Origin of the sequence: Paenibacillus sp. OAS669, assembly GCF_014873645.1 — a bacterium.
Classification (GTDB): Bacteria; Bacillota; Bacilli; order Paenibacillales; family NBRC-103111; genus Paenibacillus_S; species Paenibacillus_S vulneris.
Window position 1 is genome coordinate 1 of sequence record NZ_JADBDR010000005.1, and the last position, 23,117, is coordinate 23,117.

At 45.1% G+C, this 23,117-nt stretch carries 22 protein-coding genes and 3 tRNA genes; 2 read left to right on the forward strand and 23 right to left on the reverse strand.

All coding sequences use genetic code 11. The features are described from left to right. Positions 1–298: 298 nt before the first annotated feature. The 12 genes from GGC63_RS12480 to GGC63_RS12530 all read right to left on the reverse strand — a co-directional run bounded on the left by GGC63_RS12480 (position 299) and on the right by GGC63_RS12530 (position 9,340). A complete protein-coding gene (locus GGC63_RS12480; RefSeq protein ID WP_192702636.1) occupies positions 299–622 on the reverse strand; it encodes a hypothetical protein in 324 nt (107 codons plus the stop codon). A 561-nt stretch (positions 623–1,183) separates the two neighbouring features. Continuing rightward, positions 1,184–1,636 (reverse strand): hypothetical protein, encoded by a 453-nt coding sequence (locus tag GGC63_RS12485; RefSeq protein ID WP_192702637.1) that lies wholly within the window; start codon positions 1,634–1,636, stop codon positions 1,184–1,186. 302 nt (positions 1,637–1,938) lie between these two features. After that, positions 1,939–2,697: an HAAS domain-containing protein gene (locus tag GGC63_RS12490; RefSeq protein WP_192702638.1), complete on the reverse strand. Its 759-nt coding sequence runs from the start codon at positions 2,695–2,697 to the stop codon at positions 1,939–1,941. After that, the gene (locus tag GGC63_RS12495) at positions 2,687–3,052 is read right to left on the reverse strand and encodes a PadR family transcriptional regulator (RefSeq protein WP_192702639.1); all 366 of its coding nucleotides are present in this window, start codon (positions 3,050–3,052) and stop codon (positions 2,687–2,689) included. Before GGC63_RS12495 ends, GGC63_RS12490 begins: the two co-directional genes overlap by 11 nt. 282 nt (positions 3,053–3,334) lie before the next feature. Beyond that, complete coding sequence (locus GGC63_RS12500; RefSeq protein ID WP_318781043.1) at positions 3,335–3,859, reverse strand: GNAT family N-acetyltransferase; 525 nt, start codon at positions 3,857–3,859, stop codon at positions 3,335–3,337. 43 nt (positions 3,860–3,902) lie between these two features. Continuing rightward, the gene (locus GGC63_RS12505; RefSeq protein ID WP_225948191.1) at positions 3,903–4,742 is read right to left on the reverse strand and encodes a class I SAM-dependent methyltransferase; all 840 of its coding nucleotides are present in this window, start codon (positions 4,740–4,742) and stop codon (positions 3,903–3,905) included. Positions 4,743–4,754: 12 nt separating this feature from the next. Continuing rightward, positions 4,755–5,573, reverse strand: a complete 819-nt coding sequence (locus GGC63_RS12510; protein ID WP_225948192.1) for a polysaccharide deacetylase family protein — start codon at positions 5,571–5,573, stop codon at positions 4,755–4,757. Between the two features lie 605 nt (positions 5,574–6,178). Beyond that, the gene (locus tag GGC63_RS12515; protein ID WP_192702643.1) at positions 6,179–6,403 is read right to left on the reverse strand and encodes a helix-turn-helix transcriptional regulator; all 225 of its coding nucleotides are present in this window, start codon (positions 6,401–6,403) and stop codon (positions 6,179–6,181) included. 111 nt (positions 6,404–6,514) lie between these two features. Then, positions 6,515–6,811 carry a hypothetical protein gene (locus tag GGC63_RS12520; protein ID WP_225948171.1) on the reverse strand — a complete coding sequence of 99 codons (297 nt, stop codon included), beginning with the start codon at positions 6,809–6,811 and terminating at the stop codon, positions 6,515–6,517. A 218-nt stretch (positions 6,812–7,029) separates the two neighbouring features. Continuing rightward, positions 7,030–7,236: a hypothetical protein gene (locus GGC63_RS34455; RefSeq protein WP_079910422.1), complete on the reverse strand. Its 207-nt coding sequence runs from the start codon at positions 7,234–7,236 to the stop codon at positions 7,030–7,032. 496 nt (positions 7,237–7,732) lie between these two features. Then, entirely contained in the window at positions 7,733–8,881 is a 1,149-nt protein-coding gene (locus GGC63_RS12525; protein ID WP_192702644.1) for an acyltransferase, read from the reverse strand. A 69-nt stretch (positions 8,882–8,950) separates the two neighbouring features. Further along, entirely contained in the window at positions 8,951–9,340 is a 390-nt protein-coding gene (locus GGC63_RS12530) for a VOC family protein (protein WP_192702645.1), read from the reverse strand. Positions 9,341–9,492: 152 nt separating this feature from the next. Between GGC63_RS12530 and GGC63_RS12535 the strand changes: the two genes are divergently transcribed. After that, positions 9,493–10,191 carry a pirin family protein gene (locus tag GGC63_RS12535; protein ID WP_192702646.1) on the forward strand — a complete coding sequence of 233 codons (699 nt, stop codon included), beginning with the start codon at positions 9,493–9,495 and terminating at the stop codon, positions 10,189–10,191. A gap of 31 nt (positions 10,192–10,222) precedes the next feature. Then, positions 10,223–10,549 (forward strand): hypothetical protein, encoded by a 327-nt coding sequence (locus GGC63_RS12540; protein ID WP_192702647.1) that lies wholly within the window; start codon positions 10,223–10,225, stop codon positions 10,547–10,549. A gap of 149 nt (positions 10,550–10,698) precedes the next feature. On the opposite strand, the gene GGC63_RS12545 is transcribed toward GGC63_RS12540, so the two are convergent. From GGC63_RS12545 to GGC63_RS12595, 11 genes are all read right to left on the reverse strand, one after another. Further along, positions 10,699–10,784 (reverse strand) — tRNA-Leu (locus GGC63_RS12545). A 43-nt stretch (positions 10,785–10,827) separates the two neighbouring features. Beyond that, positions 10,828–10,904 (reverse strand) — tRNA-Ile (locus tag GGC63_RS12550). 12 nt (positions 10,905–10,916) lie between these two features. Then, positions 10,917–10,993, reverse strand: a tRNA-Met gene (locus GGC63_RS12555). An 82-nt stretch (positions 10,994–11,075) separates the two neighbouring features. Continuing rightward, the gene (locus tag GGC63_RS12560; protein ID WP_179135985.1) at positions 11,076–11,240 is read right to left on the reverse strand and encodes a hypothetical protein; all 165 of its coding nucleotides are present in this window, start codon (positions 11,238–11,240) and stop codon (positions 11,076–11,078) included. A 237-nt stretch (positions 11,241–11,477) separates the two neighbouring features. Next, on the reverse strand, positions 11,478–13,202 hold the full coding sequence (locus GGC63_RS12565) for a hypothetical protein (RefSeq protein WP_192702648.1): 1,725 nt from the start codon (positions 13,200–13,202) through the stop codon (positions 11,478–11,480). Between the two features lie 30 nt (positions 13,203–13,232). Continuing rightward, positions 13,233–14,486: an efflux RND transporter periplasmic adaptor subunit gene (locus GGC63_RS12570; RefSeq protein ID WP_079910429.1), complete on the reverse strand. Its 1,254-nt coding sequence runs from the start codon at positions 14,484–14,486 to the stop codon at positions 13,233–13,235. Between the two features lie 29 nt (positions 14,487–14,515). Beyond that, positions 14,516–17,623 (reverse strand): efflux RND transporter permease subunit, encoded by a 3,108-nt coding sequence (locus tag GGC63_RS12575; protein WP_192702649.1) that lies wholly within the window; start codon positions 17,621–17,623, stop codon positions 14,516–14,518. A gap of 101 nt (positions 17,624–17,724) precedes the next feature. After that, a complete protein-coding gene (locus GGC63_RS12580; RefSeq protein WP_192702650.1) occupies positions 17,725–18,249 on the reverse strand; it encodes a GbsR/MarR family transcriptional regulator in 525 nt (174 codons plus the stop codon). Between the two features lie 236 nt (positions 18,250–18,485). Then, positions 18,486–20,636: a hypothetical protein gene (locus GGC63_RS12585; protein ID WP_192702651.1), complete on the reverse strand. Its 2,151-nt coding sequence runs from the start codon at positions 20,634–20,636 to the stop codon at positions 18,486–18,488. A gap of 62 nt (positions 20,637–20,698) precedes the next feature. Next, positions 20,699–22,171: an ABC transporter substrate-binding protein gene (locus GGC63_RS12590; protein WP_192702652.1), complete on the reverse strand. Its 1,473-nt coding sequence runs from the start codon at positions 22,169–22,171 to the stop codon at positions 20,699–20,701. Positions 22,172–22,234: 63 nt separating this feature from the next. Further along, the gene (locus tag GGC63_RS12595) at positions 22,235–23,116 is read right to left on the reverse strand and encodes an ABC transporter ATP-binding protein (protein ID WP_192702653.1); all 882 of its coding nucleotides are present in this window, start codon (positions 23,114–23,116) and stop codon (positions 22,235–22,237) included. Position 23,117 lies beyond the last annotated feature (1 nt).

Sequence of the window (23,117 nt, forward strand, 5' to 3'; positions counted from 1 at the left end):
TTTTCTCTATTTCGTGCAAAAAAAGAGCGGGCTATCTTTTCGATAACCTGCTCTTTTTTTGATTCTTGGCCCTCAGCCTTAACTTAATGATATTGGGCTAGTGGGTCCTATTTTTTTCGTTGCCAGGCTTCACTTTATCGGATTACTGAAGCATTTCAAGATACATCCTAAGATGAAGAAGAAGACCCCATCCCCGGATTCTTTTTGCTACATTACTAATAGCAAGAAAGAAAACAGTGAATTGGGCCTTCTAATTTATTACTGTTCGACTAATTCAGAAAGTATTTATAAGTAGAAATCAAGTTTCAAGGTAAAAAGTATCAGTCAAGTTTCCATTAATGTCATAAGCATAAACAGCGCATGACCCGGCTGAAAGATTTTTAACAATTCCATCGTATTTACCAATACTCCATGTTCCCCCATATGGAATCAGTTGAAAGCTGTACGCGGAGGATTGGGCTATGTACTTCAGATAAGTTGTGCTCCCTACAGAAATATACATGGCAGGATGATTTATCACAGATTGTGCTTGAACCGAAGTTGCCTCGCTAGCACTAGCGCCTTGAATTGCTCCGGTTAATAGTGCGACTCCTGCTACAGCTGATAGAAGAAATTTTTTCATTATAATATCCTCCTAATATTTGGTAAGAACAAATAAATAATATAACATATAGAATAATTTGTAAATACTATTTTAATATAGTAATATTTGATATAATTAGTAATTTCGTTTGACTTGTTACCTATATTCCAACACATTTATATCGCGAAAGTAGCCCGTATGCTTTCCAAGAGCCAGTTACAGACCCTTTCTTTCATATTCCTCCAACAGCTGCATTTGATCGGAGGGCTAATCCTCCCTCATTCTCCCTCTACTACCTGACGCAGGCAGCATGCGACTCTAACCTTCGCCTTAACGCCTGATGTCAACGCATGCGGAGGATGTGACGTATTCCTTAAAGTTCGGCCAATGAAGGTTATAAGTGAAGAGTAACCGAATATAAGCAAAGACACCCTCGTTAGGAGAGTGTCTTTTTATGCTGCAGATATAAACACCGTATTAAGATACATTCCATGTGAATTTATGGATTTGAGTGTAATTTCGGCTTAAATGGATTTGCCGCTCCCCAGAAAAAGTTGATATTTCTGCATACTATTTTTTTTCGTTAAGCAGCCCCACACTTTATTCCAATTTAATGACGAATCCATTGTCTCCATCCGCTGTTTCATTCTGATACTCGTGAGTCATAATGATTGTCCACTCTAAAGTATTATCAAATACGTAAAAATCATGCGGAAAAGCTTTTACATTATCAATCAAAAATTGACTCGAACAAGTGAACAACTCCTTCCGCCCCAAATCCATAAGATCCGGTAATATGTGGTGATCCCAGAACAGGAACACATCTTTTGCGGCCGTACGATCCATTTCAATTCCAAACTCTTCGACGGAGAAAGTATAGATCTGACCTTGCCGTTTAAAACAGCACCAAAGGTAATATCCATCACCGATATTTACATAATTTTTGTAATACTCGCAGTTTGTTGAGAAGAATTTTTCAATGTATTGATTTTTCAAGATGACTTTTTGATCTTCTGGAACTTTATCAAGACTGAATAGTAATTCTTTATCCAACAATGGCATCTCCCCTTTAAAAGAAAGGTGTTGATTAAATGAAAAGTGACAATATAACCAGTTTTTTAACCATAATAACAAGTGTCATTATTTTGATTACCGTTAGTCCAAATGATACAAACGTTACCCAGACAACAATCTACATCATTTCCCCAATAGTTATTTTACTATGTTTAATTTCTATAATACGTTCATCAAAATATAAATGATAATAGCTATCGAAAAAACACTCGTGGAAACTATAATGAAAATAAGGGTTTTCATTTAAGTTTCCACGAGTCTGTAGTTACAGATTTCAATCCTCATCTACCTTTTTCCGATTTAGATAATATCCAAAGGTAAATGGCAATTCCACCAAAGGTTATAATCGTACTTACGATGAGTTGAGTTTCATTTTGAAGTGGCGTTAGATTAAGTAAATAATCTGGCAATGTTAACAATGCCATGATAATGATTAGAGTCCATGATTTTGCCCAAATGGATACGCCTACTATCAACAGTGCTGTGATTACGCCGATAGTCAAGCTCCCCGTATGGCCAAAATGAATGACGGGAGTGTCGATGGCTCTATTTAGGTAGATTAAACCAATAAACAGAACGATTGGCAGTATCCCTATACCGAATATGATCATTCCCTGCTTTTTGATAGATAGATGAACTGAAGCAATATATTTAAATCCAGTGAAAATAGAAGCAATAAATATAATGCCAATTACAATATGCCCGAAAATTTCCAAGACGGAATAGGAAAGGTTTCCTTCTAATAAATCAGGGAAAACCGTAAATGAAAACGACCCGAAAACGATGATGCAAATGTATTTGAACCATGCTCGATAGTCTATGATCATTTCATTAGAAACCATCTTCATATACTCTTTCGGTGATTTACCAATAATTTTTTCGATGGGTTTACCATTTTTTTCGGCTTCTGATAAATGGATTTCTAACTCTGTTACAATATCTTCGATTTCATCGGAATTTTTTCCACTCGAAAATAAGTATAACCGTAAGTTTTCTAAGAAATCTCGGCTCTTTTTAGAAAGCTGTAATTCATTCTTCAACCATCTCATCTCCTTTTGCAAACTTTGTATCTGACCCATAATCTAATACTCTGTTAACATTGTTCTGCAGCGCGGTCCAACGTTCCACGAAATTTTTCAATTCCTGCTCACCTTTAGTTGTTAGTGAGTAATATTTTCTTTTTGGTCCGGCTGTTGAATTTTTTAGTGTTGATGTAACTAATTCTTCCCTTTGCATCCGCATCAACAATGGATAAATGGTCCCTTCACTAAAGGACTCAAACCCACAATTGCCCAATTCCTCTGCCAATTCATATCCATACACCTCTTTTTTTCCAATAATCGCCAGTATACATCCATCAATAATACCCTTTAGCATTTGTGTTGTTGATGACAAATCACTCCCCCCCTTCTCCGGTAGCTTGCAATACAAGGTATATGGATATAAAATATCTTGCATTACATGATAATGATGTAGTTAGTATAACTTCATTAGTCTTGTAATGCAAGGTAAAGCCTGAAGAGTTCCTAAAAAAAAATATTGGGAATCATTTAATTAAAAGAAAAAGAGTGCCCACCCTCCAGGAAAGGATAGGACACTTCAAAAGCATTTAACCCCATCTGAATGTAGAAATGGCTATAACACAAACCATTTAGAACGACAAGTAACCCGCTCTGCTCATACTTCAATCCAAAATCGCTTGATTATATTGCCGTCTTCCTCTGTATAGCTCGAATCCTCGATCCCGCCGTTATGTAGAATCGTTTTCTCAGACCCTATATTCCAAGCATCGCAGACAACTAGAATCTTCTGAATCCCTAAATCCTTTGCTTTATTCAGCGCTAACGACAACAGCTTTGTTGCATATCCCTTACGCCGTTCGGATGGACGAATGCCATAACCGATATGGCCGCCGGATTGAAGAAGCTTATCCGTCAAGCGATGCCTGATGTTCACTGCTCCTACGATTTTTTGGGATTCGGTAACCAGCCAATAGGTAGAATCCGGAACCCAGTGTTCGGGCAAGTTATCGCCTTTCTCATTATCTTGAAGAGATCGCAGCATCCCCTGAAAATCGGAAGGATCCTTACTTATAACCCACGGAACCATCTGTTCCCCGCTCCGCTTCCATTCGAGATAAAACTCCATGTATTCGTTTTGCCAATCTGCCGTCGGTTTCACTAATTCAACACGCTCTGCCACAGAATATCTCTCCTTAGTCTCAAGATCTCGTGTCATTCGTCCTTTACTTCTCAGCAACAACAGCGAAATATACGGGAAGTTTCCCTAATATCATCATGCTGCTGTGCGTGTAAGCCTGCACATTCACAAATCCCGAATCGGCAAGGAGCCGTCTTACCTGACGAATCGTGAGCACCTTTGCGCTCGAACGTTGATTTAGGGAGTGTAATATAGGGTTGCGTCGTACCCCATGATTATAGAGAAAGTGAATCATCTGTTTGCTAAAAATCCTTTTTCTAGTAAACAAGTAATGATAGATATAGCCGATTCCATGAACAAGCAAAAACAGCTTTCCATGCGGGCGAAGGATGCGGTAAATGTCGGTCAGTACAAGATTTTCATTCAAATAATGCAAGGCTACCCGGCAGACTGCCATATCAACGCACTCATTATCGAGTGGAATGCTATGTGCATCAGACACTTTGGTGACAAGCCGGGTATTCGTCCCCCTTATGGAGCTGTAGAACGTTTGAACCAGCTGCAGCTGTTCCGCATCGGAATCTACTCCATAGATAATCCGCGGCTCATGATTTAGCAGCGCCCGAATGGTCGCGCCTCCTCCACAGCAAAGATCTAATATGGATTCACGATGTATCGATTCCTTCATTAACAAGGTATCAAAATATTCCGGCTCGAGGTTCTGACGGTAATGCTCATAACAAGTGTAGCCGAATCGCTTGTCCAATAGCTTCAAATCTTCCGATACAATCCGATGAGCCAAGAGAACTTGCTTGTTTTCTTCAAGCAAACCGGAGGTTCCGGTAAGCTGTAATCCTTCCTCCCAGGCATAAATAAAGGCTACACTACGCAGCAGTCCATTGTTCAGCAGAATTTGCGCTTTCATATCCACAACGGTTTACTTCCTCTCGAAAATGACAGGATGATATTCGCGGATCGAGGTACACGTGAAATGAGATAGCAGGCGCCTTATTTTGTTTGCCGTATTTTTTAAACCGTAATATCTCCTGAGGCTGTTAATCCAGGATGAATTGAAAATTTGCGGTTGACCCTCATCGAGATCATACGGATGCGTGTAATAAATAAACGAACCGTTTGTTTTGATAATCGATCGGGCCCCGCTATAGAAGAGACAATAGGGGTAGATTCGAAAATAGCCTCCGCCGCCCCACGGGATGTTAAGCCTGCCAACAGGTAAAACAGGCATCGGAACTTCCCATAGATTCCGTTTTATCCGGAAAGGAGTCAGCAAGGATGGGGCTAAATTAAATTTGGAATAAGAGGTGTTCAGTGTATTCGGAATGATACTGGAGTCGTAGACAAAGCCCTCCTCCGATAATATATCCAAAGCCGCTTCCGTTATAGAGAAGCAAGGTGCCCGATACCCAAGGACCTGCTCGCCAGTGATATGCTCCAATATGTGCTTGGACTTCCGGATATCCTCTCGGAACTCATCGGCCGATTGATGGTATACCAGACGGTGGGAGTACCCGTGCGATGCGATCTCATGGCCTCTTCGAGCGATTTCCTTCACCAGATCCGGCCTTTTCTCGGCTATCCAGCCCAATACAAAAAAAGTGCCGTGGGCACTCCGCTCTTCCATCAGGTCTAATATGTGATGAAGCGGCCGTTCCAACCTGATTTCGTAGCGTTCCCATTCATTTAGAGATAACTCCGGGCTGCAAAACCAATCCTCAACATCCACAGTAAACGCCATTCTCAATCTACTACACCTCTCTGACCATGCAGGAATTGGAATGCTCTCATCTACCACTCGGAAAGGTCCCTTATCCGCTTATACACCTTTTCTCTATATTCTTACAATATTATCATTATTTTTCCATTTCAAAAAGTATCTATTAGCAAATACGATATAAAAAAAGAATGCTAGTGAACCTTTCACCGCATTCATTTGTACTCATACATTCCCATGAATAATCTATTTTGAGCATATAACCAGTGGCTACGACCATCCCTGTGGCTTCGTCTTCGGCTTCCTCCTGTAACGGAGATACCTCTTTAAGATGCTCTGTTCTTGTTTATGATTTATTATTTTTTTGATATCGCGCATCAATCTGTTAAGTCTTAAGATTTCCTGATCTTCCGTTTTACCTAATGGCCTATGTTGATCTTGCTGCATCTTGTTCGTCTAATCCACCTTTTGCAGAAGTGTTTTAAGGGATAAGTAAAGAAGTGCACTCAATAAAATCAAGCCTATAACATTCCAAATTAGTAACATAGGAAGTCTCTCCTCTCTCTATCTGTTACTATTATACTGGAGTTTGGAAGTTTTTGTCGAATTTCGTAGTCACAATGACCTACTTATTGTTCGTCTTTATAACCCGCAAGAACCAGGAGGTCTGAGACCGATTCATAGCGTAAAGCCTTAGCTAATGCGATTACCGTCTCCCGAGTCGGCTGAAATCTCCCGTTCTCAATCGAATTGATAATAGAGTAGCTTACACCCGCTTTCTCCCCCAGCTTACGTAATGAGATGTCTTGCTGCATCCTCAGCTGCTTCAATTTGATGCTGAACTCTGTCGTCATTCTGAAACCCTTCTCCCTGATTACATCGTTTCCCATAACTATAACGTATTTAAAAGGACAATGGAAAGGGACTTATATGATGAGGCAAAATCCTGCCGGTAAACCTAGCCATCAAGCAGACTGTAAAATTTTGTTCTCCAAATTCGTACGTATCATGGATATTCTTTGCCTTACATAAAAATCGTAAGCGGCTCCCTTCAACTCTTTGAGAGGGACATGCTGATCCGTATCATTATCAATGATGGTTAAGGAACCGTCATCGAAAAATTTAAAAGTGAGATCTGCCCATTGCGTGCCGGCTGCATCAAGGATTTTTTCGATCTGACTATCGCTTAAATAGCTGCTGTTGTTAACCATCAACGTTCTGTAATAGTCACGTTCAATAAATCTAACTTTTTTCGAATTCATAGCATACACCCCTCTCATTAATAGGAACGCTTGTTCTATTTCTATTATACCAAACATTTGTTCGCAGTCAATATATGTAAGTAAAAAAAATAGACTTCGATCCTGCCAAAGTGAGTTTGGATTCTACCAAATAAGCTGCTAGTGTGCTATACGTACTTCCTATTTCGCTAAAAGCCAAAAAAAGGTCCGCAGTTTACGGACCCCCTCACCTGTATCGTTCAGACATATGCCTTACCTTTCGTTAAAATACAGGGGACTCCTTTTCCGATTGCGCCTGGCTGAGACATTTTTTCCAGGTAACGGAGTCCGCGTTCGCATTTTCTGCATCGGCTGCACACATCAGAGGTAACGATTTTCATATTGAACTTGTTTTTATCAATGCTTGAAACGGGAGTGTTTTTCTTTTTGACTTTTTTGCCACTCATAGCGATCACCTCAACACTAGGGTTGATGTATACTATGTAGGCGGAAGCCGGATTGTACCCGCTTTAAAGCACGGTGAAGCTTATTATTTTCTAGATGAAACAGCTTCTTCATTAGCGGGAAAAACCGCCAAAACACGATTCACGGCAAATACCCTTGGTGCTTTCCGCTCACAGCAATACGCACGCAGCAGCATGTCGTCAACCGTTTGAATCCTAATCCGGCGCTGGGTCATAGCTCCCTTCCGATCCCAATAGATGATGTGGACTTGTCGGCCTGCATACCTTTTAAGCTCCTTAAACAACCTGACATCCCTCCATACAGAACGTATGTTCCATTATATCCTGAGAGGGCTTGGCTTATGCAATGGTAAATGCTGCATGGATGCTGTAGATCCCAACTGTCAGCAAGCTGCACAAATCAGAAAGCATATAACAAAAGCCGAAAGCTTCCGACGAAGACTCCGGCTTTTGTGTATGTTACTGGGAAAGCGGCAGCTTAAGCTATCTTCTTACGGGGTGCGGGGGCCCCAACCAGCCATCGGCCGATAGGCAGCTTACTCAACACCACCGCTGTCAGCACCGATAAGAATGCGCATAGAAGGAAGGCCGCTGCGGTCCTTATCGAAATATTTCCCCCTGGGAGCATATAATCCGCTGCGCCGGTTGCGAAGGTAAGCATTAATGCATGAGCCAAATAAGCTCCATAGGAATGTTTGCCCAAATAATGGAATAACCTGCGAAGGGCATCGCTAGTCCCTTCTTGCAGCCAAACCGCCATGATGCACATGGCAATGACGGAAAGCAGAAGAAATACGACCATAAATGGCTGAAGCAGCAATGTCGCATTGTACTGAATCACGTAGCCGTTCCCGGTCGGAAAGCTATGAACAATCTTGTAGAATAATACCAGACTGCATAGAAGGTACAGCGAGAGCCAGACCATTCTCGTTTTCATCATCCACGGTTTCCAGAACTGGATATTGAGACCCGCCGCGGCGCCCATGATAAAATAAAGCAAGAAGTACAATGCATTACGATCCGCATATTCGGTGAACAAGGGCGTAACAATCGGAATATGCCAGCCTTCGGCAGAGGTACTTATGTCGCCTATTTTCATAGTTAAGCCGATATAGGCTAGGCACAACAGAATAAAGCCACCCCTAAGCATCCAAGGCTTGTTTCTCTCCCAAATCCACAGCACACCTCTTTGAAGGAGCGGGAACAACAGATACAATTGAATGCTCATGACAACGTACCAAAGATGGTATGAAGCTTTACCCGTCACCCAGTCAAGCAGAATCCGCTTGCCTATATCCCGCCATTCAGCACCCAAATCTCCAAAAAAGATCGCGTACAAGGAAGACCAGATCAAATAAGGCAGCACGATATCTTTAAACCTTTTACGAATAAATGGAACAAAGGGAACCCTGTCTTTATAATTGTAGAACAAGACAAATCCGGTAATAAAAATAAAGATCGGAACGGCAAACTTCGCTGCTATAAGCAGCAGTCCGAGTACAGCGCCGTTATCAAGCCCCGTTTCGGGCAAATAAGCGTAATGGCCAATCGCGTGCTGAAGCACGACGGCCAGGAAAGCAAAGCCGCGTAAATATTGAATTTCCTCAACTCTTGCCTGCTTGGACAAAGGTCTTTCACTCCTCCTGGTTGCTTGCGGTTTGTGAAAAACCAGCCTGCTTAGTAATCCGAAGCTTTTTTATCTCGTCGATTGAAAAAATTCGATCCATTCCCCGTCAGGTCCATGAAAGAAGAAGTATCGCGAGCCGTTAGGCAGTGTAGTGATCTCCGAATCGATAAGCTTCAGATCAAGCGACTGGATCCGCGTGAACTCCTCTTCAATATCGTCTGTAGTGAAGGCAATATGATGTACCTTCCCTTCAACGGGCAGCCGGTCATTGTACCCCTCAATCAGCTCCAGCTCCGTCTCTCCTGCTTGGCCAAACCCAAGAAAAGCAAGCCTCATCACACCATTGGAATGAATCAGCGTATCCTTCAAGGTTAATCCTACTATATTTTGATAAAAGGTAATAGAACGCTCTAAATTGGTTACCATAACCCCGACATGCTCCAGTTTGGTTCTTGCCATATTCATATCCTCCTCATTCTCTTCCAATGGAATTCTTTATCAATCATGGTCCATATTATCGAAAAAAGAACCGAAAGACAATCATTGAAATTGTTCTATCCTTTCTATATACTAAAGATAAGCAACTATATTTTCTAAAGGAGTGAAATCTTATGATACAAATCCATCCTGCCGATTCCCGTTATTCTTCCGATCACGGCTGGCTTCAAAGCAATTTCAGCTTCTCCTTCGGAGATTACTACGATCCGGATAATACCGAGTTCGGCCCTCTCTGCGTCTTTAATGACGATGTGGTTGCAGGACATCGAGGCTTCGGCGCTCATCCCCACCGTGAGATGGAGATTGTCTCCATTGTATTGAGAGGCCAGCTGCAGCACGAAGACAGCACGGGGCACAAGGCAGTCACCGGCTTCGGTGGCATCCAGCGAATGACGGCGGGGACCGGCATTATCCATTCGGAAGTCAATCCCGGAGATGAGGAAGTAGAGCTGCTGCAGATATGGTTCACACCGAATCAGCGGCAGTTAGAGCCTTCTTACGAAACGACGAGCTATGATCCTGCTCTAATGAAAAATCGGCTGCTTCCTATCGTTTCGGACGCATCAGGACCTCATATCGCACACATTCATCAAAATCTAACGATGTATTTATCTGAGCTGGATCCTGGACAATCGATCACATTCCAGCAAAAGCCGGACCGCAGAACGTATATCTTCGTGATAGAGGGCTCTTTATCTATTAACAAGTCGAATCATCTGAACCGCCGGGATGCGGCTAGAATCACTCATGAAACCGATCTGTCGTTGAATACAGAGCAAGGTGCGACGCTGCTGCTCATCGATTTACCATAAAAAGGTCATCAAGCGGGGAGTGAACAAGAGGATGTCCAAAATTCATTTTTATATTAAGCATGCTATCGGCAGCCGTATGCTGTTCGATGTCAGCGGGGAGCAGAAATCATTCTCTCTCGATGGAAAAGAAGGCGAGTGGATCTTTACAGTCGAGGATGTGGAGCCAGAGGCGGCTGCGTTGGTGGAGAATAACAAATGGAATCTTAATTTGTTTTATTTTATTGAAGAGCCAGGTAAGCCTATTCGGAAATATTGGTATTATGATAAAGATAAGCCTCAAATTGATTATGACTTGGATTCACGCCGGTGGACTATCCAGGTAGATACCAGAATGGAATACAATAACGAGAAAATTTGATCATCCGCTGTTCTCTGCGTAAACAAGGGGGCTTCCCAGGAAGCCCTTGTAGGGGAACGAATTCAAGGCCTGCTCCATTAAAAAATCCCGTAAGGTTCACGCTGCTGCATGAATCATACGGGATTATTATGTACGCTATGGAATGATTGTGGTGCCGAAGACCGGACTCGAACCGGTACGAGGTCGCCCCCGCAGGATTTTAAGTCCTGTGCGTCTGCCATTCCGCCACTCCGGCAAACATGTAAAGCATGATGATGACCACGATCAAATTGCAATGGTGGTGGGCCCTGAGGGACTCGAACCCCCGACCAATCGGTTATGAGCCGACCGCTCTAACCAACTGAGCTAAGGGCCCACAAGATGGGTTTGGTTGCGGGGGCAGGATTTGAACCTGCGGCCTTCGGGTTATGAGCCCGACGAGCTACCGGGCTGCTCCACCCCGCGTTAGTTGGCTAGTTGTCTTAGCGACGAACTCAATAATACAATATAGATAGAAGAGTTGTCAAGAAAAAAATAACAAAAAATTTTATACGATGTAACGGACCCCAAAACGGCCTTTTTTGGAGCGGTACACTTCAACCTCTTGAGGGCACTCGTAGCCGTAAATCCACCAATCCTCTTCCATTCTCTTGGCAAGACAGCCAGCCTGAAATTTGCTTTCGTACAGCTTAGCCCAATATACCCAATTCATGTTCGTTCACTCCGATTAATTCATATTTCAGTGTGTTACTATATAGCATATCCAAAAATCAATTGCCTTATTTTCCATCCCGCCTCTTTTCTTTCTCCATATTTGCGAAATAAACCCATATTATGGGCGATATCTTTTGGACTGATTCAGGCATTTTGCAAACTTTCCGATATTTCATAATTATATTATGCGAAAAAAAGAAGCTGCCCGAAGGCAGCCTCCTTGAAGACATAGGGATTATTGCTTAAATACACCCAGCAAACGTTTGGATTCACCGGCTTGTGTTGTAAACAGCTCATAGACGCGAATCGTCAGAGGTCGTTCGAACTGCTCGGTCGTGGATTCAAAAATAATGTTATTTTCCCCGGTTACTAGTCTTCCCGCACCGATAAACTTGCCAGTCGTCGTACCTATCAACCGGCCGATAGGATCATAGATCTCAAACTGCAGCTTGGAAAAGCTTGGATCAACCTGAACCGATTCATCGCGGGTCAGCTCCAGATCAAATCTAGCTTTGTAAGAATAGGTTAGCGAATTGCCTAGCCGGTTGAAAATAGGCGTGATCGTCCAGTAGGTTACTTTTGCCCCAAATGGGTATACTTTAAATTCATTCTCCGGCTCATCCGGCTGAAGGACAACGCTATAAGCCGCAATCGTTGTTTTGTACGGAGCTGCCTTCTGGGTATCCTGTACTTTTAATGCAAGCCCGTTACCCTGCTCTGAATTCGGTAGTGTATAAGAATAAGAGACAACCAGGCTGGAGTTCGGCAGTACGCTTTTGGTTGAAATGAGTTGGCGGTTGCCGCTATACGTATAGCCGTCAGCACTGACCAGATCCGTCTGGAATTCCGGAACCGCAATCGGCATATCACTGTTATTAGTTAACTTAAACTTGGCGGTCACATTCTTTGAGCCCTCTTCTTCATTAGCATCCATATGAAACTCTACCAGGGATACCTGCATGTTCGGATGAATCAAATCGCTCAAGCTGTCGAATTTCATGGCGCTGCCCATCTGATAAACCGGATAAGCCGTACCTGCCCCAGTGGACTGAAGTAAGATGTTCAGCCTTCCGACGTTATAATTGACCAAAGTGGGCTGTCCGCCGTTTCCGGATTGGGCAAACTTCTCCGGTGTCAGCAAGTTGATGCTTGAAAGCACCGTGTCATTATCGGTAGAAATAGCGTAATGAATATATTTTTGTTCCTTGGCTTCCAGCACGATGTCTCCTTGCTCGACTCTCTTGCCTGCATACACTTGCGTGTCTGACTTGCCATCCAATGTGAAGTCCGGCAGCGTCTCCCTTCCCTCCGACGGATTCTTCACTAACAGCTGAACAACTTGTACCGTTCCTTTATCTGTCATTTCCTTCTCGATATTAACGGGAGTGTATACCAGGGGAGACTCGAAGGATGCGATTTTGAAGGTCTCTCCCCATTTTTTGACGGCCATCGGATCGGTGATCGCCATATCGCTGCCCTTCCAGGACTGGCCGGCGATCGGAGCTGCTACAATCAGAGTTTCCGTCTTCGGATATACATAATAATCGACATCGGTCCAATTCACTTCGGACAGCGTCACGTTGTCCGTCCTGTCAATTACAGACATGTAGCTCAATTCCGTGTTGGCTCTTGGTTGGATAGACTTAGGGTTCGAGGCGCTGGGCTGCAGCGTGTACTCGACTCCGTCAGCGGTTTTGACGCGAAGCTCGTATTCAGGAACCCGGGTAATGGCTCCGCTGTTGTTTTTCATGCGAACGACAACGCCGATTCTCGTGCCCTCGAGTACATGCTCGTTCAATACACTCTTGATATCCACGCTCAAAGCATCGGTTAGGGTATAAGAAGCAGCCGGAGCCGCCAGATTAGCTGTTTCTGTAGGTTCCGCAGCCAGCGCGGTATAGCCTGTTGTCATTAGCGAGGTCGTAATGACGACGGATGTTACGGTCTTTTTCCAGTTCATTTTCACTTGGTTCTCCTCCAGTTCATGCGATTATTTCGCAAGCTCTACCTTTTCCTTATCTTTTAACTGATTCTGCCCGGAGATGACGAGCTGTTCCCCCTCTTTCACTCCCGAGATCACTTCCTGCTCCGCCTCGTTCAGACGGCCAAGCTGAACCTTACGCTTCTCTACCGAGTCGCCGGCCAAGACGAATACGAAGGTATCTCCACCCTCACGTACAACGCTCAAGGTCGGTACCGTAACAACCACTTGGTCCTTCTCCTCGGACAGCAGCACCTGAGCCTTCATGCCAGGCTTCAGCTTGCGGTCCGCATTCGGCACTTCAAGCTCGAGGGAATACGATTTGGACTGAGCGCTCATCACATCGGCCAAATAGCTCACCTTGGCTGTTTGCTTATCGGTCGTGCCCGGTACGTAGAAGGTAAGCTCCTGCTTCCCGCGGATCATGTTCGCCGCATCCTCCGTCAGCTCCGCTTTTATCTTGATCGGATCAAGCTGCTGAACCTGTGCCGCTCGGAAGCCCGCTTGCAGCGTCATTCCTGTTTCGATAGGGAGATCCGTCAACACACCGCTTACCGGCGCCTTTACTTCCATATTGGATAACGTCCGGTCCGCTTCCCGGATGGATAGCTCAGAAGATTGCAGCGACTGCTCCACCTGGGATAAAGAATTGGTCGTATCCAATGTTTTCAGCTTTGCTTTGGAGTTTTCCAGGTCAAGCTTAAGATTGTTAAGCTGACTTTCCATTTGCTCCAGCTGGAACTTGGTGACTAGCCCCATATCGTAGTCGTTGCGCATTTTGCTGTAGTTTTTCTCGGTATCCTTAATTGAGGTTTCAAGCTTGGTGATCCCGTTCTGTAGCTCTTGCCGGGAGTTGACCAAATCCTCCTTGGATTTCACCAACTGCTGCTGGCTGCCGGTTAACGAGATTTGAGCTCTTTCCTTTTGCAGCTGCACGTCGGTAGGATCGATCCGGAAAATAACCTCGCCCTTTTCTACCGAGTCTCCCCGTTTTTTCAATATTTCCAGAATGTCGCCGCCAACCTTGTTCACGACATCCACTTGAATGGAAGAGGCCACGTCGGCTACCTGCTCGAGTGGATCTCCGATTTTTTTCTTTTCAATCTTGGCTGTTTTAACGGTCTTGATTTTCGTTTCAGCTGCACTTGCCTCGGGCTGAGCCGCAGGCTTGGAAGTACACCCCGCGATCAGTGCCGAGCTGATGACTACGGCCCCCATGACTTTGGTGCTTTGTTTTAGCGTTTTTGCAAATGTCGGATTCATTAGCTTCTTCTCCTTTTCCGAGTTCCCGATTAATTAGCTCCGGAAGCAGCGTTCGCTTCCAACGTGGCTTTATTTTTTCTGAACATCTTTCCAAACCTTTTTTTGATATTATCGATCATGATATAAACGACAGGCACGACAATCAAAGTTAGCAAGGTAGACGTTGTTAAACCGCCGATAACAACTACGGCGAGGCCTTTCGATATCAAAGTTCCTTTGGACAATCCCAAGCCGAGAGGCAGCAAAGCAATAATCGTTGCTCCCGCCGTCATAATAATCGGACGAAGACGCGTCAACCCCGCTTCAATCAGCGCTTCCTTCACTTCATAGCCATCTTCACGAAGCTGCTGCACTCTATCGACTAAAACAATCGCATTGGTGACCACGACTCCAATCAGCATCAGAAAACCGATCAAGGAGGTGATGTTAACCGATTCGTGAGTAATCAATAGCCCTAGTAAACCGCCGATGGCGGCAAGCGGCAAGGAGAATAGAATGGCAAATGGCGCGCTGCCGTTGCCAAAGGCCAATACCATGACCAAATAGACAATAAAGATGGATGCTCCCATAGCGACAAACATTTGGCTGAAGCTCTCTTGAATGTCGTCGGAAACCCCTTTGACCTCCGTTCTTACACCGGAAGGCAGGTCAACGGTTTTCAGTGCTTCGGCTACTTGCTTGCTGATACCGGCCTTATCGACATTATCGATTTTGGCTGTAACCTTCACATACTGCTCTTGCATTTCCCTGGTTATGGCTACAGGCGCATCAATTTGCCGAACCTTGGCTATTTCATTCAAATTGATCGTTACCCCGGTTGGCGTTTTAACCTGGAAACGCCCGATTTTGTCGATGGAATTTTTGAAGTTCGGATCCAGCATAATTTTCGTTTTAAATGTAGTGTTATCAAACTTCAGGTCGCCAATCTTCTCTTCGGCCAGCCAGCTGTGAACGGATTCGTTAACTTGAGCCGAGGATAAGCCGTAAATGCGCGCTTTATTTTGGTCAACGCTGATTTCCACTTCCGTTTTCGATTCGCTCAAGGAATCTTTAATATCAATAAGGGCCGGGAACTCCTTCATCTTCTCCTTAACCAGCTCCGCACCTTTGGAAAGCATGAGCAAATCATCGCCCTTCAGCATATAGGAGAAATCCGCTCCCCCGGATGGCGGCCCGCCTGAGCTCAAAAGCTGAACCTCCGCCTCGGAGCCTTTAGGCAGCATATACAAGATCTCTTCCTTCAAATCCTTAACAAGCTGTTTGGCATCCGTGGCCGGAGACGCTTCCGCAAACATGGAGCTGCGGTACGGAATCCGATCCTCGCCCTGATCATAACCGATCAATGCGTCGAAGTAGACGAACGTAGGTTGACCTGCCGGGTCCTTGGAGGCCAGCAGCTTCGCTTCGATTTCCTTTACTTTCATATCCATGCTTTCGATGGTCGTTTCACGGGGCATCTTGATCGTAATTTGCATCAGCTTATCCGTAGAGCTCTCCGGCATGAACGAGACTGCCAAGAAAGGTACGGTACCGGCGATGGTGACAAAGAACAGCAGGATGGCAAGGAAAATCGTTTTTTTCCTGTTACCGAGAGACCATAGCAAGATTCTTTTGTAGCCAAGCGAAAATTTTCCCATCTGATGCTCGTCATGATGCTTGAATTGCTTGCTCCTAAGCACCAGCAGCTTCGCAAGCATAGGAATGACAGTCAAGGCTACGAGCAAGGAAGAGAGCAAAGCAACAACAAGTGTTATCGCAAAAGGTCGGAAGATTTCCCCGAGCACCCCGCCGACGAAGGCAATAGGCCCAAATACGCCTACAGTTGTAATGGTCGATGATGTAATGGCTGATGCCACCTGAGAGGTTGCCAGCTTAATAACGGACTCGTTACGCTCCTGAGCTTTTTGCAGCTGGCTGTATATATTCTCTATAACAACGATACTATCGTCCACGACACGCCCGACAGCAATGGCCATACCGCCCAGCGTCATAATATTAAGAGAAATGTCTAGCGGAGCCATAACGAGCAGGGTCACCAGAATCGACAGCGGAATTGATACGAGTACGATAACGGTCATCCGTACGTTTCTTAAAAAGAGCAAAATCATAATGGACGCAAGAATCGCTCCTAATCCGCCTTCGCGAACCATACCGTTGACCGATTCTTTAATGTCGGTAGCACTATTGTAGATGGTGTGAAACGTAATGTTGGGGAAGTCCTTTTTCCACTGCGCCATCAGCTTGTCGGCATCGGCTGCGAATTCTACGGCGTTGGCATTTTTCGTTTTGTACAAGTTAATGCCGATGGCCGGCTGTCCGTTCAGCCTCGATAAGAAAGTCGATTCGGTAATCGCCTCGACTTTAGCTACTTGCTTAAGCAGCAGGGTATCGCCGTTCGGCGTCGTGATTTTCATGTTTTCCAGATTATAAATGGAGTTCAGATCGCTCTTTACCCGGACCATTTGCGTGTTGCCGTTGAAATCAACGGATCCAGCCGGGCTTGTGAGCAATGCGGCTTTAATACTGGAGGAAACTCCGGATGGGGTCAAACCATAGTTGTTGATGGCATTGATGTCAAGCTTCATCGTAAGCACTGATTCCTGATTGCCGATAGAATCAACGTGATCGATGCCTTTCAAGGAGTTAAATCCCGGAAGAATCACGTCCTTGTAGACTTTATCAAGCTCTTCCTGATTCATTCCGTTTGATGCATAAGCGGATAAATAGTATACCGGCTGCGACGCAAAACCAAATGTCTGTACCTTCGGCTTCTCCGAGCCTTGCGGAAGCTTGACGTTGGCGATAAGACTCTCCACGTCCTTCTTGACGTCTTCCGGCTTCTTATCCTGTTCAAGCTCGATGACGATGGATGAGAAGTTATCGCTTGATGTCGACGTCAGATTCTTCATCCCTTCCAAGCCGGCAACCGCCTTCTCCAGCGGCTTCGTTACGTCCTCCAGAACGTCCTTGGGGGGAGCTGTGTATTGAGTGTTAACCAATACGACCGGGAACGAAATATCCGGCATGCTTTCAACCTTCAGGCTGGTGGCGGCATAAATGCCTCCTCCAAACAGCAGAAGGACGATGATGATGACGGCCGTAATGTTTTTCATTGAAAACTGGGTTAATTTATTCATCTCTACTCCTCCATTACATTAACTGAACCTTTAGACGAGGCGCTTTTCATTACCCCTTCATTTTTTTTCATAAATTTTGGTCTTTTTTCATACCGAAGACCCTATTCTAATTGAGTGAATATTTGCCGCCTTCGTTGACTCCATTCCTCCTCCAGCCCGTCAAGCCGATTCAAGAACATTTCGTACATGGCCTGCATTTCAATAAAGCGTTTTTTGCATGCATCATGGGATGCCCGCTCATCCTCTCCGATCTCTTCCAGCTGCTCGAAAATATGTAGCGTATGTTCTACTTGTTGTTGAATTCTCTTCATCTTCTGTATGTTCGCTTGCAGGGCCGTCATGCAGATATCGTCGGAGATAAAATAGTAATCCTTGCGATCGTTGCTTGTCGGAATTTTATGGCACATCAGATGTTTTTCAAGCGTTCGCACCTGTACACTGATTGCCGCTTTAGTCACTCCCAGCTCATCGGCCATTTCCTGCAAGCTTACAGGCCTAGGCGCAGACAATAGGAAAGCAAAAATTTTACCAACCAACGGGCTGAAGCCTTCCGCCTCAAAAGAGAGAGACATATGGTTGCTAATGCTTTGCTTCAAGGCAGCAAAAGACGGATGCGGTGGTTTCATATCACTCTTCCTCACTGTTGTTTATTATCGTTAAGAATGTTGTTAACGATAATAACATAATTCGTTTTGAAAAATGTGTCAATACTTCCAAGACAAATTTAACCATTCATTTATAAATGGGTCTAACTCCCTCTTATCAATCGCTTCAAAATGGCAACCTAGCCCCTTTATTGGCACAAGAAAAAACCGCCTTGCTATGCTTATACGCATGGACTTGGCGGTTTTCAACTTCAGGATTAGTCCGTTGTAGAGAACCAATCGATTTTTTGGGAAGCGAGCAATTTCTTTTGTCCTTGATAGGAATCGTAAACGCTAAGCTTGTACGTCTTTAATGTTTCTAAATGGAAAATAAGGTCCTGGTCCTGCTCTTCAATAACAAATTTATCCCGCTTGCCGAGCCTGATTTTGGTATCCTTATTTGTCTCCGTATTCGCGGAAGCATCAACCATGTCAAAATCCTTGAAATCAAATTCCCGCGTGAACGATTTGTTGCCATTCTCATCCTCGAGACCGATGATCAGCTTGCGGCTTTCCGTGTTGGTTTCCATCAATAAGTTCTTGGTCAGCTCGTAATTGAAGGTAACCTTTAATTTCTCCCGGTCGAGCCATGTGTTAATTTTACTAATAGAAAGCGTATAAGGCAGCAGGTCGATATCCAATAAATTATCCTTGACCTCGAAGTTCTCCAAAGGAAGCCAGAAGCCGACGGCATTCACATAGGCATCCGGTGCATCCTTACTTGTCGAGAATTTATTATCGGTCACAGCCTCGCCGATCATTACATTCATATTCGAGGTCGGGAAGCCTTTGGGCAGCGTGCTGGACAAAATAAGCAGCGCTTTTCCTCCCGGCGTAATCTTATTCTTGATCTCCGAAACCGTAGCGGGATAGACGGAGCCATCCGCTGTCTTAAATTGCGCCACCAGCTTCGTTACATCGGTGTAGCGCTTCTCCAGGTTGACGGCTTCCATCTGAACTGTGAAAATATCGGCTGTATCTCCGGCATAGGTTTTTACATTGCGAACCTGGTAGCTGGCATTTCGTCCGATATTGATGTTTTTGTAGGTCTCTCCGACATTGTAGTATGCCATGTTCATCAGCTCGGAACGGTGAGCAAATTCCAGCAGATCCTCAGTTTCCTTCTCTCCGGTTTTCTCCTGAAGCACAAGCTTGACCGTAGAGAATTGGTAGGTGTACGGCATCTTGCCAATAAATTGGAACGTGCTGGAGCCGCCAACTGGAAGCCCTATTACCTTGTCGGTCTGAATCAGCTTGGCCTCTACCTTCACCTTATCATCAAGGAGAAAATGGCCGGTCAATTCCGGAATGGGCAGTGAATTCTCGCCCTGGTTCATTAGCGTAATATTCGCGGATAAGATGTCCTGATCCTCCAACGGCAGACGCTGAAGGGAATTCAGCTTGGTGGTATAGGTTCCTTCCTTGTTCGTAAATTTGTACTCGATCCCGGTATCAACGCTATCAGGCTCCGATACCTGTGGCAGCTCGAAATAAGCTATAGGCAGATTCAGCTTTAAATCCGAAGCGTTCTGAATGATGACCAGCTGCCATCCTTCCTTACTGACCTCGACTGGAATCGAGCCTGTCATTTCGATCTCTTTGTTTACCTGCGGATTAATAACCAAGTCCTTTATGTTCTTGGCATCGAGCGGGTACATGTAGCCTTCCTTGGTTCGAATTAAAAATTGATAAGCAGGCACGGCCGCAGAACGGTTTCCGACGTTCTCCATATTCAGTACGACGGTTGGAGTCACATTCTTCTCGTTCTTCGTCATAAATATTTTTTTAATCGAGGTTTTGACCTCCGTGCCCGCCATATTAATGTTGTGAGAATCATTGACCGGCGTAACTACGGAATAGTTGTCCGGTACGGCAATCTCACCTATGCTGCGTTCAAAATTCGGCTGACTGAAATCCCATTTGATAAATTCAAAGATCAGGTCGGTCAGGTCCGTATTCTCGTTCACAGAGGCATAGAAGCTGATATCCTGAACGGATTTGGGCGTTATTCGGTTCTTATCTTTATCCTGCGGCAGAATGCGGACGGATATTTGGTTGCCGGATTTTGTCTTCAGGTGAGGCCAGTAGTCGATAAACAGCAGGTCGCTGCTTCCCTCGTTGTGGACGCTCACCGTAAAAGTAACCGTCTTGCTGCCCTTTTCCGGCAGGATAGTAACATTCTTCAATTCAAAATAGCTGTCGGCCGTCACCTTTACTTGCCCCAATGCCGGAGCTGAGCCGGTGGACAAAACATTGGCTGAGCTGGCCGGCGGGGTACTGCTGTCGTCGGCAAAGGCCGGGACAGCAGTACTTAAGGTTAAGGCAGCGCTGAGGAGCAAAATCTGGGTCGTTTTCTTATTTATTTTCATGATGTCTGTTAGCCTCCCTGAAGAATTAAGAATTGAGATTAGTTTGGAAATTAGCTAGGCGGTTAGCCTACTCTCATCGTAGCAGGATTATTGATAGGGACGTTAGGATTTTCCTTGATTTGCTGCAGCATGGCGTCTCCGTCGGTCTGCCATTTTTTCAACGCATCCCGAACTTGAAGTTTTCCTTCGACCACATCGTTAAACAGCTGGCGTCCGAGATCCTGCACTTGATAGATATTCGGCTTCTCCTGATAAATTTTATAGTCCTGGGTAGGGGCCGGTGTCAGGGTAGTAAATGCTTCGATATGGAACTGTATACCATCCTTCGGTTTAATGAATTTTTTACGGGCTACGAGATTGTAGGAGCTGTTGGATTTCAGCCGGGCCCAATCCTCACTGTTAATGAATTTGATGAATTTCCATGCATCCTCAACATTTTGAGCCTTGGCATTAATCCCCATGATGCCGTTCATTCCGATATAGCCACCCACGTCCGGAGCCTCCGGATGAACCGGCACGGTCACGACATCCCAGTCAATTGGGGTGTAACCAGGGAAGTTGGCGGCATTTTTATTGGCATTCGTAATTTGATTCAATTGACTGTAATTAATGATGGACATCGCTACACGATTAGACAGAAAATCATCATATTGAAACGGATTGAAGTTTTCTCCGCTCATCATTTGTCCTTTCATCTTGGAAGGGTCCTGCTGCTCCGGCAGTACTTTGTCCTGCTTCAGCTTCAGCATCGATTTCCATACCTTCTCCCACTGATCGGAGTCCACCGTCATCTTCTCGCCCTTCTCATCGAACATTCTCAGCTGTAGAGGCGCTGTATACATCTGCATCGAGTAGAACAGGTCGCCCATGGATTGCGTGCTGAAAGAGAATCCGGCCTTGCGGTTTTCTCCTTCGCCTTTAATTAACCGTTTGCCCAGGTCAAAGACCTCATCCCAAGTCATTTTATCCTTCGGATACGGTACTCCCGCCTCGTCAAACATACGTTTATTGTAAATCAACGCTGAAGAGCTGAAGGTAGGCGCCAACGCATACAGCTTCCCGTCTCCGGTCTTCTTGAGACCATCAATAACGGCAGGGACCATGTCGGTTATATCGAATTTATCCTTCGTTATCATCGGATCCAGCTGCGTAAGCAAATTGTTCGATATTAAGTCGTTAAGCTGCTCGTAACCGACCATCACGACGTCAGGCGGATTATCCCCCTGCATCACTTCCTTCAGCTTTTCCATCGGATCAACCGGTTTCTTATTCGGATCCATTCTGCCTCCGTAGCGGTAGCTGTCATCCATCGTCGGAATAATTTCAATCTTGATATTCGGATTGGCAAATTCAAAAATTTCGGTGAACTGCTGACGGAAATATTCGTCATCGCCGAAACCGAAGCTGGTAGCGACCCTCAATACTCTCTCCGTATTGGAATCCGCTCCTTTCGTCTTAGTACAAGCTGCCAGCGTAGGCACCATAAGGCCGGCGCTGATGGATAACAGCAATGATTTCTTCATCCACGGTTTCATAGGTTAATCCCTCCAACAATGTAATCGTGCCATCGAAACATATACAACTGATTTTATTCCGGCCTAATCTAAAGATTTAGGCGGCCTAATAATAATTTTTTCCCCGTCGAATTCCATAGAGGCCTTTGTTTCTATCTGTAAGGCCTGCAGATAAGCTTTCGGAATCTGCAGTCTCCCTGCCTTATCCAGAACTACGTACTCTTCATGGACGCTATTCGCTGCCTGCAACCCTGCAGCAGCTTCCGTCTGCCCCTGCTCCAGATTCGGATTTCGCTTGATAAATTCCGTGCTGGTCATCCCGTCGCGAATGGCGACGACGCGATCCACCTTGCTGGCAAGCGCCATATCGTGAGTAACTATGACGATAGTCACGCCAAGCTCGCGATTGAGCCTGCGAAAAATATCCATGATCATATCCGATGTCTTCGTGTCTACCGAACCGGTCGGCTCATCCGCTAACAACAGCGAAGGCCTGTTAGCAAGCGAAATGGCGATAGCCACACGCTGCTGCTCGCCGCCCGATAATTGCTGAAGCTTGTTGCCCATCCGTTCCTTCAGACCGACCCATTCCAGCAGCTGCTTGGCATAGGCTCTGTCATATTCTCCGCTCAGCATCATCGGTGTTTCCACATTTTCCAGCGCCGTTAAGTACGGAACCAGATTTCGCGCGTTGTTTTGCCAAATGAAGCCGACCGTTTTGCGCTTATACTTGACCAGCTCTTCATCGGTAATTTTAAGCAAATTCCATTCTCCAACCTGAACCGTTCCTGCGGAAGGCCTGTCAAGGCCTCCCAGGATGTTCAAAAAGGTGGACTTGCCGCTGCCGCTGTTGCCGATGATGGCCATCATTTCTCCGGCTGCGACGGAAATGTTCAAGCCTTTGAGGGCGACGACCTCGATATCGTCGGTTTTGTATATTTTGACGAGCTCTTCGCATGTAATCATT

What these genes read in the sequence shown, in the direction of transcription:
- GGC63_RS12480 (WP_192702636.1), bottom strand. Translation starts at nt 622, where the DNA reads ATGAAAAAATTTCTTCTATCAGCTGTAGCAGGAGTCGCACTATTAACC.
- GGC63_RS12505 (WP_225948191.1), bottom strand. Translation starts at nt 4,742, where the DNA reads ATGAAAGCGCAAATTCTGCTGAACAATGGACTGCTGCGTAGTGTAGCC.
- GGC63_RS12510 (WP_225948192.1), bottom strand. Translation starts at nt 5,573, where the DNA reads ATGGCGTTTACTGTGGATGTTGAGGATTGGTTTTGCAGCCCGGAGTTA.
- GGC63_RS12515 (WP_192702643.1), bottom strand. Translation starts at nt 6,403, where the DNA reads ATGACGACAGAGTTCAGCATCAAATTGAAGCAGCTGAGGATGCAGCAA.
- GGC63_RS12520 (WP_225948171.1), bottom strand. Translation starts at nt 6,811, where the DNA reads ATGAATTCGAAAAAAGTTAGATTTATTGAACGTGACTATTACAGAACG.
- GGC63_RS34455 (WP_079910422.1), bottom strand. Translation starts at nt 7,236, where the DNA reads ATGAGTGGCAAAAAAGTCAAAAAGAAAAACACTCCCGTTTCAAGCATT.
- GGC63_RS12530 (WP_192702645.1), bottom strand. Translation starts at nt 9,340, where the DNA reads ATGGCAAGAACCAAACTGGAGCATGTCGGGGTTATGGTAACCAATTTA.
- GGC63_RS12535 (WP_192702646.1), top strand. Translation starts at nt 9,493, where the DNA reads ATGATACAAATCCATCCTGCCGATTCCCGTTATTCTTCCGATCACGGC.
- GGC63_RS12540 (WP_192702647.1), top strand. Translation starts at nt 10,223, where the DNA reads ATGTCCAAAATTCATTTTTATATTAAGCATGCTATCGGCAGCCGTATG.
- GGC63_RS12560 (WP_179135985.1), bottom strand. Translation starts at nt 11,240, where the DNA reads ATGAATTGGGTATATTGGGCTAAGCTGTACGAAAGCAAATTTCAGGCT.
- GGC63_RS12565 (WP_192702648.1), bottom strand. Translation starts at nt 13,202, where the DNA reads ATGAACTGGAAAAAGACCGTAACATCCGTCGTCATTACGACCTCGCTA.
- GGC63_RS12570 (WP_079910429.1), bottom strand. Translation starts at nt 14,486, where the DNA reads ATGAATCCGACATTTGCAAAAACGCTAAAACAAAGCACCAAAGTCATG.
- GGC63_RS12575 (WP_192702649.1), bottom strand. Translation starts at nt 17,623, where the DNA reads ATGAATAAATTAACCCAGTTTTCAATGAAAAACATTACGGCCGTCATC.
- GGC63_RS12580 (WP_192702650.1), bottom strand. Translation starts at nt 18,249, where the DNA reads ATGAAACCACCGCATCCGTCTTTTGCTGCCTTGAAGCAAAGCATTAGC.
- GGC63_RS12585 (WP_192702651.1), bottom strand. Translation starts at nt 20,636, where the DNA reads ATGAAAATAAATAAGAAAACGACCCAGATTTTGCTCCTCAGCGCTGCC.
- GGC63_RS12590 (WP_192702652.1), bottom strand. Translation starts at nt 22,171, where the DNA reads ATGAAACCGTGGATGAAGAAATCATTGCTGTTATCCATCAGCGCCGGC.
- GGC63_RS12595 (WP_192702653.1), bottom strand. Translation starts at nt 23,116, where the DNA reads ATGATTACATGCGAAGAGCTCGTCAAAATATACAAAACCGACGATATC.